This window comes from Pseudomonas putida (genome assembly GCF_009883635.2).
Taxonomy (GTDB): Bacteria; Pseudomonadota; Gammaproteobacteria; order Pseudomonadales; family Pseudomonadaceae; genus Aquipseudomonas; species Aquipseudomonas putida_W.
In genome coordinates this window covers 3,912,333-3,927,114 of record NZ_CP026115.2, presented here as the reverse complement: position 1 = coordinate 3,927,114, position 14,782 = coordinate 3,912,333, and the positions used below count along the sequence as shown (strand labels likewise).

General features: G+C 63.2%; 13 protein-coding genes and 1 rRNA gene. 7 read left to right on the top strand and 7 right to left on the bottom strand.

The window, feature by feature from the left end; translation table 11 throughout:
- Positions 1-102 precede the first annotated feature (102 nt).
- From C2H86_RS17920 to C2H86_RS17890, 7 genes are all read left to right on the top strand, one after another.
- Entirely contained in the window at positions 103-909 is an 807-nt protein-coding gene (locus tag C2H86_RS17920; RefSeq protein WP_159409180.1) for an NAD-dependent epimerase/dehydratase family protein, read from the top strand.
- A gap of 25 nt (positions 910-934) precedes the next feature.
- On the top strand, positions 935-1,810 hold the full coding sequence (locus C2H86_RS17915) for a glucurono-1,5-lactonase (RefSeq protein ID WP_159409179.1): 876 nt from the start codon (positions 935-937) through the stop codon (positions 1,808-1,810).
- Between the two features lie 74 nt (positions 1,811-1,884).
- Entirely contained in the window at positions 1,885-2,856 is a 972-nt protein-coding gene (locus C2H86_RS17910; protein WP_159409178.1) for a TRAP transporter substrate-binding protein, read from the top strand.
- A 67-nt stretch (positions 2,857-2,923) separates the two neighbouring features.
- Positions 2,924-3,451 carry a TRAP transporter small permease gene (locus C2H86_RS17905; protein ID WP_159409177.1) on the top strand — a complete coding sequence of 176 codons (528 nt, stop codon included), beginning with the start codon at positions 2,924-2,926 and terminating at the stop codon, positions 3,449-3,451.
- Positions 3,452-4,732, top strand: coding sequence for a TRAP transporter large permease (locus tag C2H86_RS17900; protein ID WP_159409176.1), 1,281 nt, complete (start codon positions 3,452-3,454; stop codon positions 4,730-4,732).
- Between the two features lie 159 nt (positions 4,733-4,891).
- Positions 4,892-5,812 (top strand): EamA family transporter, encoded by a 921-nt coding sequence (locus C2H86_RS17895; RefSeq protein WP_159409175.1) that lies wholly within the window; start codon positions 4,892-4,894, stop codon positions 5,810-5,812.
- Positions 5,812-6,681 carry an aldose 1-epimerase gene (locus C2H86_RS17890; RefSeq protein ID WP_159409174.1) on the top strand — a complete coding sequence of 290 codons (870 nt, stop codon included), beginning with the start codon at positions 5,812-5,814 and terminating at the stop codon, positions 6,679-6,681. The genes C2H86_RS17895 and C2H86_RS17890 overlap by 1 nt, the downstream gene beginning before the upstream one ends.
- On the opposite strand, the gene C2H86_RS17885 is transcribed toward C2H86_RS17890, so the two are convergent.
- The 7 genes from C2H86_RS17885 to rrf all read right to left on the bottom strand — a co-directional run bounded on the left by C2H86_RS17885 (position 6,656) and on the right by rrf (position 14,704).
- Positions 6,656-7,957 carry an MFS transporter gene (locus C2H86_RS17885; protein WP_159409173.1) on the bottom strand — a complete coding sequence of 434 codons (1,302 nt, stop codon included), beginning with the start codon at positions 7,955-7,957 and terminating at the stop codon, positions 6,656-6,658. The two genes, C2H86_RS17890 and C2H86_RS17885, sit on opposite strands and share 26 nt — an antisense overlap.
- 195 nt (positions 7,958-8,152) lie before the next feature.
- Positions 8,153-9,049, bottom strand: coding sequence for a LysR family transcriptional regulator (locus C2H86_RS17880; protein WP_159409172.1), 897 nt, complete (start codon positions 9,047-9,049; stop codon positions 8,153-8,155).
- Between the two features lie 76 nt (positions 9,050-9,125).
- Positions 9,126-11,138 carry a pyridoxamine 5'-phosphate oxidase family protein gene (locus C2H86_RS17875; RefSeq protein ID WP_159409171.1) on the bottom strand — a complete coding sequence of 671 codons (2,013 nt, stop codon included), beginning with the start codon at positions 11,136-11,138 and terminating at the stop codon, positions 9,126-9,128.
- 28 nt (positions 11,139-11,166) lie between these two features.
- Positions 11,167-11,838, bottom strand: coding sequence for a glutathione S-transferase family protein (locus C2H86_RS17870; protein WP_159409170.1), 672 nt, complete (start codon positions 11,836-11,838; stop codon positions 11,167-11,169).
- Positions 11,839-11,914: 76 nt separating this feature from the next.
- Positions 11,915-12,469 (bottom strand): UPF0149 family protein, encoded by a 555-nt coding sequence (locus tag C2H86_RS17865; protein WP_159409169.1) that lies wholly within the window; start codon positions 12,467-12,469, stop codon positions 11,915-11,917.
- 176 nt (positions 12,470-12,645) lie between these two features.
- Positions 12,646-14,289 (bottom strand): acetolactate synthase large subunit, encoded by a 1,644-nt coding sequence (locus C2H86_RS17860; RefSeq protein WP_159409168.1) that lies wholly within the window; start codon positions 14,287-14,289, stop codon positions 12,646-12,648.
- Positions 14,290-14,588: 299 nt separating this feature from the next.
- Positions 14,589-14,704: ribosomal RNA gene (gene rrf / locus C2H86_RS17855) — 5S ribosomal RNA — on the bottom strand.
- Positions 14,705-14,782: the final 78 nt, after the last annotated feature.

Sequence of the window (14,782 nt, the reverse complement as noted above, 5' to 3'; positions counted from 1 at the left end):
GGCTTTCGAAACGCCAAAATGCAGCATTGACAACCCCGGAAAGCGCTGCCGATAATCAGCACAGTCATACGACAACTTACAACAATCACAAGTAGAGCCGCCATGACCACCACCCCCTTCAAGCGCCTGCTGCTCACCGGAGCCGCAGGCGGCCTGGGCAAGGTGCTTCGCCAACGCCTCAATGGCTGCGCCGAAGTCCTGCGCCTTTCCGACATCGCGCCGATGGCCCCCGCCACCGGCCCCCATGAAGAAGTCATCCCCTGCGACCTGGCCGACAAGGCTGCGGTCCATGCCCTGGTCGAAGGCGTCGACGCCATCGTCCACTTTGGCGGGGTGTCCACCGAGCACTCCTTCGAGGACATCCTCGGCCCCAATATCTGTGGCGTGTTCCACATTTACGAAGCGGCGCGCAAGCATGGGGTCAAGCGCATCATCTTCGCCAGCTCCAACCACGTGATCGGCTTCTACCGCCAGGATCAGCCAATCGACGCCCATGCCCTGCGCCGGCCCGACAGCTACTATGGCTTGTCCAAGTGCTATGGCGAGGATGTCGCCAGCTTCTACTTCGACCGCTACGGCATCGAGACCGTCAGCATCCGTATCGGCTCCTCGTTCGACGAGCCACAAAACCCACGCATGCTCAGCACCTGGCTGAGCTACGACGACCTCACCCAGCTGATCGAGCGCGGCTTGTTCACCGCCGATGTCGGCCACACCGTGGTCTACGGCGCTTCCGACAACCGTACCGTCTGGTGGGACAACCGCCATGCCGCGCACCTGGGCTACCAGCCCAAGGACACCTCGGAAGTGTTCCGCGCCGCGGTAGAGGCCAAACCCGCGCCTGCCGCCGACGACCCGAGCATGGTCTACCAGGGTGGCGCCTTCGTCGCTGCCGGCCCATTCAGCTGACACTGCCCTGCCAGGAGGCTCCAGCATGCACTGCGAACTGATCGTCGACGCCCGCAACGGCACCGGTGAAAGCCCGGTGTGGCACCCCAGCGAACAGGCCCTGTACTGGGTCGACATCCCGGCCCGCCAGCTGCACCGCTGGCAGGACGGCGCCCATCAGGTCTGGCAGGGCGACGAGATGCTCGCCTGCATCGCCCGTACCGAGCTGGGTTGGGTCGCCGGCATGGAGAGCGGCATCTTCCAGCTGCAGGCCCAGACCGACGGCAGCCTCGACAGCCGCCTGTTCGCCGCAGCCGAACACCCGCAACACGGCATGCGCTTCAACGATGGCCGCTGCGACCGCCAGGGCCGTTTCTGGGCCGGCAGCATGCTCATGGACATGCAGCAAGGTGCCCACGTCGGCGCACTGTACCGGGTCGATGGCGAAGGCCAGCTGTACCAGCAGCTCAAGGACATGATCGTGCCCAACGGCCTGGCCTTCAGCCCGGACGGCACGCGCATGTACCTTTCCGACTCGCACCCCAACGTGCAGAAGATCTGGACTTTCGATTACGACATCGACAGCGGCACGCCGCACAACCAGCGGCTGTTCGTCGACATGCGCGCCTTCCCCGGCCGCCCCGACGGCGCCGCCATCGACGCAGACGGCTGCTACTGGATCTGCGGCAACGACGCCGGGCAGATCCACCGTTTCACCCCCGACGGTCGCCTCGACCGCTCGCTTAGCGTGCCGGTGAAGAAGCCAGCGATGTGCGCCTTCGGCGGCGCCAACCTCGACACCTTGTTCGTCACCTCGATCCGCCCTGCCGGCAACGACCTCAGCGACCAGCCCCTGGCTGGTGGCGTTTTCGCCCTGCGCCCCGGCGTCCAAGGCCTGGAGGAACCTGCCTGGCGCGGCTGAACGCGACCTGCACAACCCTGCAGCACCCAACACTCACGCGCGAAACCAGATAATAAAAACCACGGAGTTTCACCATGACCTTCAAACGCAAGCTGCTTCTTGCCGTACTCCCGTTCGCTTTCAGCCTGTCGTTGCCGGCCTCGGCACTCGACATCAAGTTCGCCGAGATCCACCCGGCCGGTTACCCGACCGTGGTCGCCGAACAGAACATGGGCAAGAAGCTCGAACAGGCCAGCAATGGCGAAATCACCTTCAAGATGTTCGCCGGCGGCGTGCTGGGCTCGGAGAAGGAAGTGATCGAACAGGCGCAGATCGGTGCGGTGCAGATGACTCGCGTCAGCCTCGGCATCGTCGGCCCGGTAGTGCCGGACGTGAACGTGTTCAACATGCCGTTCGTGTTCCGCGATCATGCGCACATGCGCAAGATCATCGACGGCGAGATCGGCCAGGAGATCCTCGACAAGATCACCAATTCCGAATTCAACCTGGTGGCGCTGGCGTGGATGGATGGCGGCTCGCGCAGCCTGTACACCAAGAAACCGGTGCGCAGCCTTGAAGACCTCAAGGGCATGAAAATTCGCGTGCAGGGCAACCCGCTGTTCATCGACATGATGAATGCCATGGGCGGCAACGGCATCGCCATGGACACCGGCGAAATCTTCAGCGCCCTGCAGACCGGGGTGATCGACGGCGCCGAGAACAACCCGCCAACCCTGCTCGAACACAACCACTACCAGAGCGCCAAGTACTTCACCCAGACCCATCACCTGATCCTGCCGGAGCCGGTGGTGATGTCCAAGACCACCTGGAACAAGCTCACGCCTGAGCAGCAGGCCCTGGTGAAGAAAGTCGCCCGCGAAGCGCAGATGGAAGAACGCGCACTGTGGGACGCCAAGTCTGCCGCCAGCGAAGAGAAGCTCAAGGCCGCCGGCGTCGAGTTCATCACCGTCGACACCAAGCCGTTCTACGACGCCACTGCCCCGGTGCGCGAGAAGTACGGTGCGCAGTACGCCGACCTGATGAAGCGTATCGACGCGGTCCAGTAACCCCGCCCTCCTTCCAAGTTGAACCCGGCAGTGCGACGCCCGTCGCCCTGCCGCTTTGGTGATGCCTATGAAAATGCTTTTCCTGAGCGTCAACGACACGCTGTACCGCACATGCATCTGGGTCGCCGGGCTGTCGGTCCTGACCATGTCGCTGATCATCCCCTGGGGCATCTTTGCCCGCTACGTGCTGGGTACCGGCTCCAGCTGGCCGGAGCCGGTGGCCATCCTGCTGATGGTGCTGTTCACCTTCATCGGCGCTGCCGCCAGCTACCGCGCCGGTGCGCACATGGCGGTAGCGATGATCACCGACCGCCTGCCAGAGCCGGTTCGCCGGGTGGTGGCGGTGTTCACGCAACTGCTGATGGTGGGCGTCTGCCTGTTCATGACCTGGTACGGCTACAAGCTGTGCGTCACCACCTGGAACCAGTACATGGCCTCGCTGCCCAGCGTGCGGGTGGGCATGAGCTATGCGCCGATCCCGGTCGGTGGAGTGCTGACGCTGATTTTCGTGCTGGAGAAACTCCTGCTGGGCGACCAGAGCCAGCGCAAGGTGGTGCAGTTCGACCTGGTGGAAGAAAACGAGGGGGCGGCGTAAATGGATGCGTTCATTCTGTTGGGCAGTTTCATCGCGCTGATCCTGCTGGGCATGCCGGTGGCCTACGCCCTGGGCCTGTCGGCGCTGATCGGCGCCTGGTACATCGATATCCCGCTGCAGGCGATGATGATCCAGGTGGCCAGTGGGGTTAACAAATTCTCGCTGCTGGCCATTCCGTTCTTTGTGCTGGCCGGCGCGATCATGGCCGAGGGTGGCATGTCGCGGCGCCTGGTGGCATTCGCCGGGGTGCTGGTGGGCTTCGTGCGTGGCGGGTTGTCGCTGGTGAACATCACCGCGTCGACCTTCTTCGGCGCCATCTCCGGCTCATCGGTGGCTGACACCGCGTCGGTGGGCTCGGTGCTGATCCCGGAAATGGAACGCAAGGGCTACCCGCGCGAATTCTCCACCGCCGTGACCGTCAGCGGCTCGGTGCAGGCGCTGCTGACCCCGCCCAGCCACAACTCGGTGCTGTACTCGCTGGCTGCGGGTGGCACGGTGTCGATCGCTTCGCTGTTCATGGCCGGGGTGATGCCCGGGCTGCTGTTGAGCGCGGTGATGATGGGCCTGTGCCTGATCTTCGCCAAGAAGCGCAACTACCCCAAGGGCGAGGTGATCCCGCTGCGCCAGGCGCTGAAAATCGCCGGTGAAGCGTTGTGGGGCCTGATGGCCATGGTGATCATCCTCGGCGGTATTCTGTCGGGCGTGTTCACCGCGACCGAGTCGGCTGCAGTGGCGGTGGTGTGGTCGTTCTTCGTGACCATGTTCATCTACCGCGACTACAAGTGGCGCGACCTGCCCAAGCTGATGCACCGCACGGTGCGGACCATCTCGATCGTGATGATCCTGATCGCCTTCGCCGCCAGCTTCGGCTACGTGATGACCCTGATGCAGATCCCGTCGAAGATCACCACGGCGTTCCTGACCCTGTCGGACAACCGCTACGTGATCCTGATGTGCATCAACTTCATGCTCCTGCTGCTGGGCACGGTGATGGACATGGCGCCGCTGATCCTGATCCTCACGCCGATCCTGCTGCCGGTGATCACCGGTATCGGCGTGGACCCTGTGCACTTCGGCATGATCATGCTGGTCAACCTGGGGATCGGCCTGATCACGCCGCCGGTGGGTGCGGTGCTGTTCGTCGGGTCGGCGATTGGCAAGGTCAGCATCGAGGCCACGGTTAAGGCGCTGCTGCCGTTCTATGTGGCGCTGTTCCTGGTACTGATGGCGGTGACCTACATTCCGGCCATCTCGCTGTGGCTGCCGAGCGTCGTCCTGTAATTCTGGTATTAGGGCTGCTTTGCAGCCCATTCGCGGGACAAGCCCGCTCCCACAGTGATCACGCAAGCCCGGGCTTGTGCGATCACTGTGGGAGCGGGCTTGTCCCGCGAATGGGCCGCGAAGCAGCCCCAGGTTCTTCACTGCAAATGGATCCTGCACATGGCTGTCGCCTCTTCTGCCGTAACCCCATTCCCGCGCAAACTGGCCATCGCCCTCCTGGCCCTGCTGGCCTGCTCGTTCGCTGGCAACCACATCGCCGCACGCATCGCCTTCGACAACGACACCGGCGTGCTGCTGGCCATTCTCTGCCGCTCGGGCATCACGTTCCTGGTGCTGGCCTGCCTGGTGCTGTGGCAGCGCCAGCCGCTGCGCCTGCCTTCCGGCACACGGCGCTGGCAGCTGCTGCTGGGCCTGCTGATCGCGACCCAGAGCCTGTGCCTGTACTCGGCAGTGGCCCGCATCCCGGTGGCCCTGGCGCTGCTGGTGGGCAACACCTTCCCCATGCTCCTGGCGCTGCTGACCTGGGCATTGGGTGGCACCCGCCCGAGCGGGCGCACGGTGTTGTTCATGGGGCTGATCCTGTGTGGCCTGGTGCTGGCGCTGGATGTACCGGCACGGCTGGCCGACGGTGGCGATGCCAACCCGCACTGGACCTTGGGGGTGGGCCTGGCGTTCTGCGCCGCCTGTGTGTTCGCCTGTGCCCTGTGGATCACCGACCACAAGCTCGCCGCCGTACGCGGCCCGGTGCGCAGCCTGCTGACCTTGCTGATCGTGTTCACCAGCATGTTGGTCGCCGGCATCAGCGGCGTGATGCCGGCCGGCTTGTCGTTGCCGGGCAGCGCCAGCGGCTGGATGGCGCTGGCCAGCCTGGTGGTGTTGTATGGCGTGGCCTTCACCTTGCTGTTCGTCTGCGTACCCAAGCTGAACATGGCGCAGAACGCGCCAGTGATGAACGTCGAACCCATCGCTACGCTGCTGCTGGGCTGGGCGTTGCTCGGCCAGCAACTCAGTGGCATGCAATTGATTGGCGGTGCCGTGGTGGTGTGCGGCATCGTCCTGTTGACCTACCGGAGGCCTTGATGAGCGTCCCCCTGCTGCACCTGCAAGACCGCCTTACCCGCCTGAGCATCGCACCCGAACTGGGCGCCAGCCTGGTCAACTGGCAGGCCAGCGCCACTGGGCAAGCGTTGCTGCGCCCTGCCGACGAAGCCGCCCTGGCCAGCGGCAGCCCGCGGCGTCTGGGCTGCTACCCGCTGGCGCCGTGGTCCAACCGCATCGCCGAGGGCGGCTTCCAGCGCCCCGATGGCTGGCTGGCCCTGGCACCGAACACCGGGCATGACCCCTACCCGATCCACGGCAGTGCCTGGCAGCAACCCTGGCAGGTGGAGCAGCACAGCGAGCACCACGCCCGCCTGAGTCTCGACAGCACAATGCCGTTTGCCTACCGGGCAACGCTGGATGTGCACCTGCATGAGGGCTGCCTGAACCTCGACCTGCAGGTGACGCATCTGGATTCGGCGGACACCTGGTATGGGCTGGGGCTGCATCCCTACTTCCCGCGCCATGCCGATACGCGACTGCATGCACAAGCGCGCACCGTGTGGCTGGCGGAGAATGGCGCGTTGCCGTCACGGCAAGCTGAGATACCTGATCACTGGAGTTTCACCACCGCACGGACTCTGCCGACAACGGTGGTCGACCATGCCTTCAGCACATGGCCCGGCAACTGCGTGATCGAGCAACCGGGCGCGGGGTATCGGCTGGTGTGCAGCGCCAGCGGCGCCGAGCACTTTCTGTTGTTCTGCCCCCATGAGCAGCCGTTCTTCTGCTTTGAACCGGTGAGCCACCCGATCAACGCGCATCACCTACCGGGGCGACCGGGGCTGAGACTGTTGCAGAAAGGCGAAGCAACCAGCCTGGGATTCAGGATGCAGTATCAGGCATTGTGACTTCCTGATAATGGGGCTGCTTTACAGCCCCATTCACCTCGCGTGCAACCTTCCACACCAACACAGCCGCCACGATATCGAACGCCGCCAGCACCACGAACAGCGGGCTGTAGCCGATCTGCGTGACCAGGATGCCAAACACCAGGGTAAACACCGCCGCCCCCAGGTAACCGCACATCCCGCCCATGCCGGTCGCAGTCGCCACCTGGTCCTTGCTGAAGGAATCCGAGGTGATCGAGTACAGCGCTCCCGACAGGGTCTGGTGGGCAAAGCCGCCAATGCACAGCAGCAGAATCGCTGTGTACGGGCTTTCGACCAGGCCGATGCAGGCCGGGCCGATCATGCAGCTGGCGCCGAACACCAGCACCATCTTGCGCGAGGTGAACAGCGACACCTTGAAGTAACGATGGAACATCGGGCTCAGGTAACCCCCGAGCACGCAGCCGATATCGGCAGCAAGGAACGGCAACCAAGCGAACATCGCCACTTCCTTGATGTTCATGTGCCGCTCGGTCATCAGGTACAACGGAATCCAGGCGTTGAAGGTCTGCCAGGCCGGCTCGGAGAGGATGCGTGCCGAGGCGATGGCGTAGAAGTTGCGGGTCTTGAAGATGCGCTTCCAGGCCCCCTTCTCGCGCTGCTCGGCCTTGAAGTGGGCTTCCTGGCCGGACAGGATGTAGTCACGTTCCTCGTCACTCAGGCGCTTCTGATCACGCGGGTGCTTGTACAGCAGCATCCACAGCAAGGTCCACAGCACACCGGACACACCGACGATGACGAACGCCAGTTGCCAGCCACTGTGCAGGATCGCCCAGACCACCAGCGGTGGCGCCAGCAAGGCCCCCAGCGACGAACCGATGTTGAACCAGCCGATGGCGACCGAGCGTTCCTTGGCCGGGAACCATTCAGTGGTGGCCTTGACCCCGGCCGGCAAACCGGCGGCCTCGGTCATGCCCAGCAACCCGCGCAGGAACGCCATGCTCTGCCAACCGCTGGCCAGGGCGGCCCCGGCACAGGCCAGCGACCAGGCCAGGGCGAACACGGCAAAGCCCAGTTTGGTGCCGATGAAATCGATGAGCCAACCGGCGATCGGCTGCATGAGCGCATAGCACATCTGCCAGGTCGCGACGATCTTGGCATATTGCTCGGTGGTGATGGAGAGGTCGGTCATCAGCGTGGGGGCTGCCACCGAGAGAGTGTTGCGGGCGAGGTAGTTGACGACGAGCCCGGCCGTGACAAGGCTGACCATCCACCAACGGATGCCTTTGATCTTCATTGTTCACCTGAATCTTGTTTTTAGAGTGACGGGTGATCTGCCTCACGCGCCGGCAGGGCGAAATGAGACAAATTGTTTCAGGCGAAGAGTGCCACGTCATAGGTCGTCGTACAACAACAATCGTTATCGGTGAGTAAAACGGGAGGCAATCTTTGAAAGTGAAGACAACCCAGTTGCGTTGTACGACCTCAATGATCAATCCAATTGCCGGGCCCGCAGGTCCTGCGCCAGCATGTCGATGAACGATCGCACCTTGGCCGAGCCGTACTTGCTCTCGCGGTGCAAGACATGGATCGGCCAAGGGGCCTCCTCGTACTCGGCGAGAATGACCTGCAACTGACCGCTGGCCAGTTCATCGACCACCTGGTACGACAGCAGCCGGGCGATGCCCAACCCGCCCACTGCCGCAGCGATCGCACCATCATTACTGGTGACCGTCAGACGCGGCCTCATGCGCACCAGGGTCGGTTCGTCGGCCAGGCCGAAGCGCCAGCCGGCGCGTGGCGAGAGGTTGGTGGTGGCGATCACCGCATGGTCCGGCAAGTCCGACGGGTGCTGCGGCTCGCCCATGCGTGCGAGGTAGTCGGGCGATGCGCACAGCATCCGCCGCACCCGGCCTACACGCAGCGCCTTGAGGCCGGAGTCAGGCAGCGGCCCGATGCGCACGGCCACGTCCATGCCCTCCTCGACCATGTTCACCACGCGGTCGAGGAAGTACGCCGACACATCGACCTCAGGGTATTGCTGCAGATAACGCACGATGCAAGGCATGACGAATTTCTTGCCGAACAGGATCGGCGCAGTGATCGCCAGTTCACCTTTGGGCGTGGCGTTGATACCGGCTGCGGCTTCGTTGGCTTCATGGATGCTGGCGAGGATAAGCCGGGTGTCTTCCAGGTAGCGGCCGCCCGCCTCGGTCAGGCGCACGCTGCGGGTGGTGCGCAACAGCAGCTTGACGCCGATCTGTTCTTCGAGGGCGCTGACGGCACGGGTGACAGCGGCGGGCGAGATGTCCAGGCGACGGGCGGCAGCGGCGAAGCTTTCCAGCTCGCCGACGGCGACGAACACCTTCATCAGGTGGATCTGGTCCATGCGGGTTCCTGGGCAATCGAGGGGCGGGGATTATCGGCTATTTGCGTTACCCGCGAAGAGGCCGGCACAGGCACCATCATAACTCCAGCACCAGCGCCTGGGCCGGGACTGCACAACAAATCAGGGCGGTGCCACTTTCGGGCATCTCGGCGGGTGGAATCGGGTAATGTACTGCTCCGCTGAGCACTTTGGTCTTGCAGGTACCGCACGACCCGCCCCGGCAGCTGAACTCCGGCGACAACCCACGTGCCTCGGCCAGCTCCAGCAAGGTCCCAGAGCCCGGTGCCCAACGCGCCTCCTTGGCAGAGCTGGCAAAGTACACCGGCACCGGCTCGCTGGCAGCCGGTGGCTGTTGCAGCGTGGGCCGGTTGTCGTCGCCATGCCGCCGCAGGGTCGATGGCCCGAAGGTTTCCGCATGTATGCGGGCATCCGGCACATGCACACCGCGCAATCCCTCATACACGTCCTGGGTGAAGCTGGCCGGACCGCACAGGTAGAAGTCATAATCATCCAGCGCCAGGGTCGCCTTTATCTGCGCGATGCCCAAGCGCCCGCTGTGCTCGTAGTCACGCCCTTGCACCGCCTCGGCTTCTGGCTGGCTCAACGAGCGATGCACGCTCAAACCAGTACCGGCTTGCTGACGCAATTTCGCCAGTTCCTGCTGGAACGGCAGATCACTCAGGCTGCGGGCCCCCTGGAACAGATGGATGCGACGCCCTTTTCCGTTCGCCAACAGCTCGCGCAGCATGGCGATCAGCGGTGTGATGCCCACGCCTGCACCGATCAGCACCACAGGCCTGTCGCTGGAGCTATCCAGGGTGAAGCTGCCCATGGGCAGACGCACCTCCAGCCTGTCCCCTGCCCTGACACGCTCATGCAGATAGCGCGACGCCGGGCCCTGTGCCTTGACGCTGATCCGCAGGTAGCCGTCGGACGGCGCGCAGGACAGGCTGTAGGTGCGAACCAGCGGTGCATCGCTACCCAGCGGGATACGCACGGGAATGTGCTGGCCGGGCAAAAACGCCACCGGCTCGTCCGCAGCGAAATAGAAGGAGCGGATGTCGCGACTCTCCTGTTCCACACGCACCACCCGCCAGGTCAGCCACTGGCGCTGCCGCTCACGCTGCTTAAGCCGCTGCTCCGCCTCGGCCCAGGTGCCGGTCATCAGGCTGGTTGGCGCATATTCCTGAAAGGCCCAGCGCAAACTCACCGCCGCACGGCGCAGTACCACGTGCTCTATGTCCAACGTCCACAGCCGCTCGGCGCCCTCGAATGCCGCGATCAGCGGGCTATCGAGAATCACCTCGGTGCGCCCGGTCACCTGCAGTACATCGCCGCTGCTGAAATCGACGAACAACAGCCCGGCTCGCGGATTCTCCAGCAGGTTGCCGAGGGTGTTGAAATGCAGGTTGCCGGCGTAATCGGGAAGGGTCAGGCGGTTGCCTTCGACTCTGACGAAGCCGGGGCGGCCACCACGGTGTGAGACGTCCACCGAACGCACGCCGTGGGGGTGATCGATATAACTGGCAACGAACAAGGTGTCTGCGTTCGCGATCATCTGGGTGGTCGTGGCATCCAGCCCTTGCCCATCGATTCGTCCTTGCGCAGGTTCATCGACGCGCGTGTATTCGCGCAGCTGGATGTACTGCGGGCAATTGCCGAACGACTGCTCCACCTGCACGTCCAGCCGCCCTTCAGCGGCGTGAGCGATCAGCCCGTTGATGCGATTGCGCCGACGTGTGTGCAGCTCGATGCCGAGCAGGCCTATGGCCCCGCCTGTTACCAGTCCGGGCGTTGCCGGGTCATCGCTGACCGGGTGGATATCGATCAGCAGTTGCCGAGGGTCGGGCGAGCTGATGAAACCCTCCGTGCCTTCGAGCAGCGTCGCCCAAGGCGTGCCGCCCTGATCCACAGCGCCGGCGACGATAAACGGCAACTGCTGGTAGAACGTGCGGTGCTGGTCGGGCATGTGGTCACGAATGACCTTCTGCCCGAACACGTCCATGCGCTCCGACACACCTGCATGCTCCTGCAGGCGCTTCTCGCCGGCATGCCAGGGCGAGGTGCGATGATCGGGGAGTTGCGCCATGGCGGCATTCCTCGCGTGGGGTGGCGGCTCAGACGGTGGTCTGCAGGCCAATGGCAGTGCGTGGCATGGCGACGAAGCCAGGCAACGCTTCGATCCGTGCCAGCCAGGCACGCACGTTGGGGTAAGGTTCCAGCGAAACATTGCCCTCGGGGGCGTGGGCGATATACGAATAGTTGGCGACATCGGCGATGGTCGGTTCATTGCCGACGAGGAACGCCGACTTGGCCAGCTCAGCGTCCATCACCTTGAGCAAGGTGTGCGCGCGACCGATGACTTCGTCGGTGTTGAACGAAGCACCGAACACCGTCACCAGGCGAGCGGCTGCAGGGCCGAAGGCCAATGGCCCGGCGGCAACCGACAACCAGCGCTGTACGCGGGCGGCATTTACCGGGTCATGGGGGAGCCATTTGCCCGTCTTGTCGTAGGTGCTGGCCAGGTAGACGAGAATGGCATTGGAATCGGCGATCACAGTGCCGTTGTCATCGATCACCGGTACCTGGCCGAACGGGTTGAGGGCGAGGAAATCCGCCTGCTTGTGCGCGCCTTTGGCCAGGTCGACGAGTACCAGTTCGGTGGGCAGCTTCAGCAACGACAGCATCAGCTCGATGCGATGGGCGTGGCCGGACTTGGGGAAGTTGTAGAGTGTGATCACGGGCTGGGCTCCAGGGTTGGCACCGGGGTGGTGCCGACTGGAGCCCATGCTGCGCTGATTCGGCTGGCAGCAGAATCAGTGCCAGGAACAAACCATAATTTCGCTGGGCGAAATAATCGGGTGATCAGTGCCGCGACTGCTTCTGATAGCGATACAGGCCTCGCGCAGCCTCGATCACATGCGGCACGCAAGCCTGCAACTCATCGAAGCTCATGGCATCGAGCAACTCGAAGTTGTCTTCCAACCCATGCAGTGAAATCGCCTTGAGCAGCTGATCCTGCTCGGGCGGCAACTCGCCCCAAGCCGCTACCTGCGTGCCACGCATGTAGCCGAAGCACCACTCTTCCATGATGATCGCCGGGCCTTCCTCGGCCTCGCTCTCTTCGAACAGCGGTTCGAAGCCTTCGAGGTTCTCTGCCAATTGCTCGGCAACCTGATAGGCATAGCGCAGCATCAAGGCGGTGTAGGCCTCCTCATGGGCGGGCTTCTTGAACTTCGGTACCTTGCCGCCAGCGACGGTGGGCAGCCATTGCTCTGGCAGCACGTCGACCGGGGAGCTGGCCAGGGCGGTGAAAAAGCCGTTGAGCTCGGCCAGGTTGAGCACCGAATAGTCGTTGCCGTAGGTGATCAGCAGGTCTTCGAGGCGGGCGAGTTCTTTTTCGCTGAGGGCGGGGAGCATGTGCGGGTGTCCTGGGGTGAAGATTTGCGTGCACCCTAGCACATGGGGAATCAGCTTGAGGGAATAGTTACCTTACAAAATATTCGCGGGTGAACCCGCTCCCACTGGTATCGCACAAGGCTGGAAAGCCGTGCGCTCCTATAGGAGCGGGTCACCCGCGAATAGGCCGCTAGGCCTTATACCGCCAGCGCGCGCTCACGCAGCTCGCTGTTGAGGATGCGGTCGTTCTCACTGTAGTCGACCGGGCAGTCGATCACGTGCACGCCTGGGGTCTTGATGCAGTGCTCGAGCAGCGGCAGGAAGGCTTCGGCGCTCTCCACGCGGTGGCCATTGGCACCGTAGGCTTCGGCGTATTTGACGAAGTCCGGGTTGCCGTAGTCCAGGCCGAAATCGGTGAAGCCCATGTTGGCCTGCTTCCAGCGGATCATGCCGTAGCCGTCGTCACGCAGGATCACCACGGTGATGTGCATGCCCAGACGAACTGCAGTTTCCAGCTCCTGGCTATTCATCATGAAACCGCCGTCGCCGCACACCGAGATGACCGGGCGATCCGGGTACACCAGGTGCGAAGCCATTGCCGATGGCAGGCCGGCACCCATGGTCGCCAGGGCGTTGTCGAGCAGCACGGTGTTAGGCTTGTGCGCCTTGTAGTTACGGGCGAACCAGATCTTGTAGATGCCGTTGTCCAGGGCCACGATGCCTTCGGACGGCAGTGCGCGACGAATGTCGGCGACCAAACGCTGCGGGTAGACCGGGAAGCGGTTGTCGTCAGCGCCTTCGGCGATCTGCGCTTCGTTGGCTTCACGGATCGCCATCAGGCGGGTGAAGTCCCAGTGCGCGGTGTCGTTCAGCGCTTCGCTGATCTGCCACACGGCGTTGGCGATGTCGCCGATCACTTCGACCTGCGGGAAGTACACGGCATCGACTTCGGCGGAGCGGAAGCTGATGTGGATGACTTCGGTGCCGCCACGGACCATGAAGAACGGTGGCTTCTCGATCACGTCGTGGCCGATGTTGATGATCAGGTCGGCCGCTTCGATGGCGCGGTGGACGAAGTCACCGGAGGACAGCGCAGCGTTGCCGAGGAAGCGCGGGTGGCGCTCGTCGACCACACCTTTACCCATCTGGGTGGTGATGAACGGGATGCCGGTCTTGTCGATCAGTTGCTTGAGGACCTTGGCGGTCATCTTGCGGTTGGCGCCGGCGCCGATCACCAGGATCGGGCTGCGGGCCTTCTGCAGTTTCTCGACGGCAGCTTCGATGGCCACGTGCTCGGCCAGCGGGCGACGGTGCAGGCTGCGTGGGATCGGCAGGGCGTCGGTCTGCTCGGCGGCGATGTCTTCCGGCAGCTCAAGGTGCACTGCACCCGGCTTTTCTTCTTCAGCCAGGCGGAACGCTTCGCGCATGCGCGCCGGGATGTTGTCGGCCGAGGCGAACTGGTGGGTGTACTTGGTGATGGGGTCCATCATGCCGCACACGTCGATGATCTGGAAGCGGCCCTGCTTGGACTTCTTGATCGGCTTCTGGCCGGTGATCATCATCATCGGCATGCCGCCCAGGTAGGCGTACGCACTGGCAGTTACCAGGTTGGTTGCGCCAGGGCCCAGGGTCGACAGACTGACGCCGGTCTTGCCGGTCAGGCGGCCGTAGGTGGCAGCCATGAAGCCCGCGGACTGCTCGTGGCGGGTCAGAACCAGCTTGATCTTCGACTTGCGCAGGGATTCCAGCAGGTCGAGGTTTTCCTCACCAGGAATGCCGAACACATACTCGACACCTTCGTTTTCCAGGCATTGCACAACGACATCGGCGGCCTTGGCCATCTTGCTTGTAACCTCAAGTGATCGGACAGTGAAAGTCCAGAAATGCGCAGCACGGTACGCTGGCATCGCTCGGCTCGGGGGCCAGGATTGCCCCGAACTTAAGTCTTGACGCAGCTTAAGCGCAAACAAGTCACGTTAATTTGCGAGAAATATTGTCGCACCGTACAAACGGAGCAGATAGGAGGATACAGACAAAAGACATTTGGCTGCAGCGCCAAAGCGCCGCATGACGGGAGGGCAGAGGGTCGAAAAGACAAAACCCCTACCTGCATGCGCAGATAGGGGTTTTGCGAAATGAATCTTGACGATGACCTACTCTCACATGGGGAAACCCCACACTACCATCGGCGATGCATCGTTTCACTACTGAGTTCGGGATGGGATCAGGTGGTTCCAATGCTCTATGGTCGTCAAGAAATTCTGTAGCCAGAATGTCCAGATGGACAGCCCAGCGAATTCGGATATGTGAATTTGTGCTGCTCTTGTGAAAAGC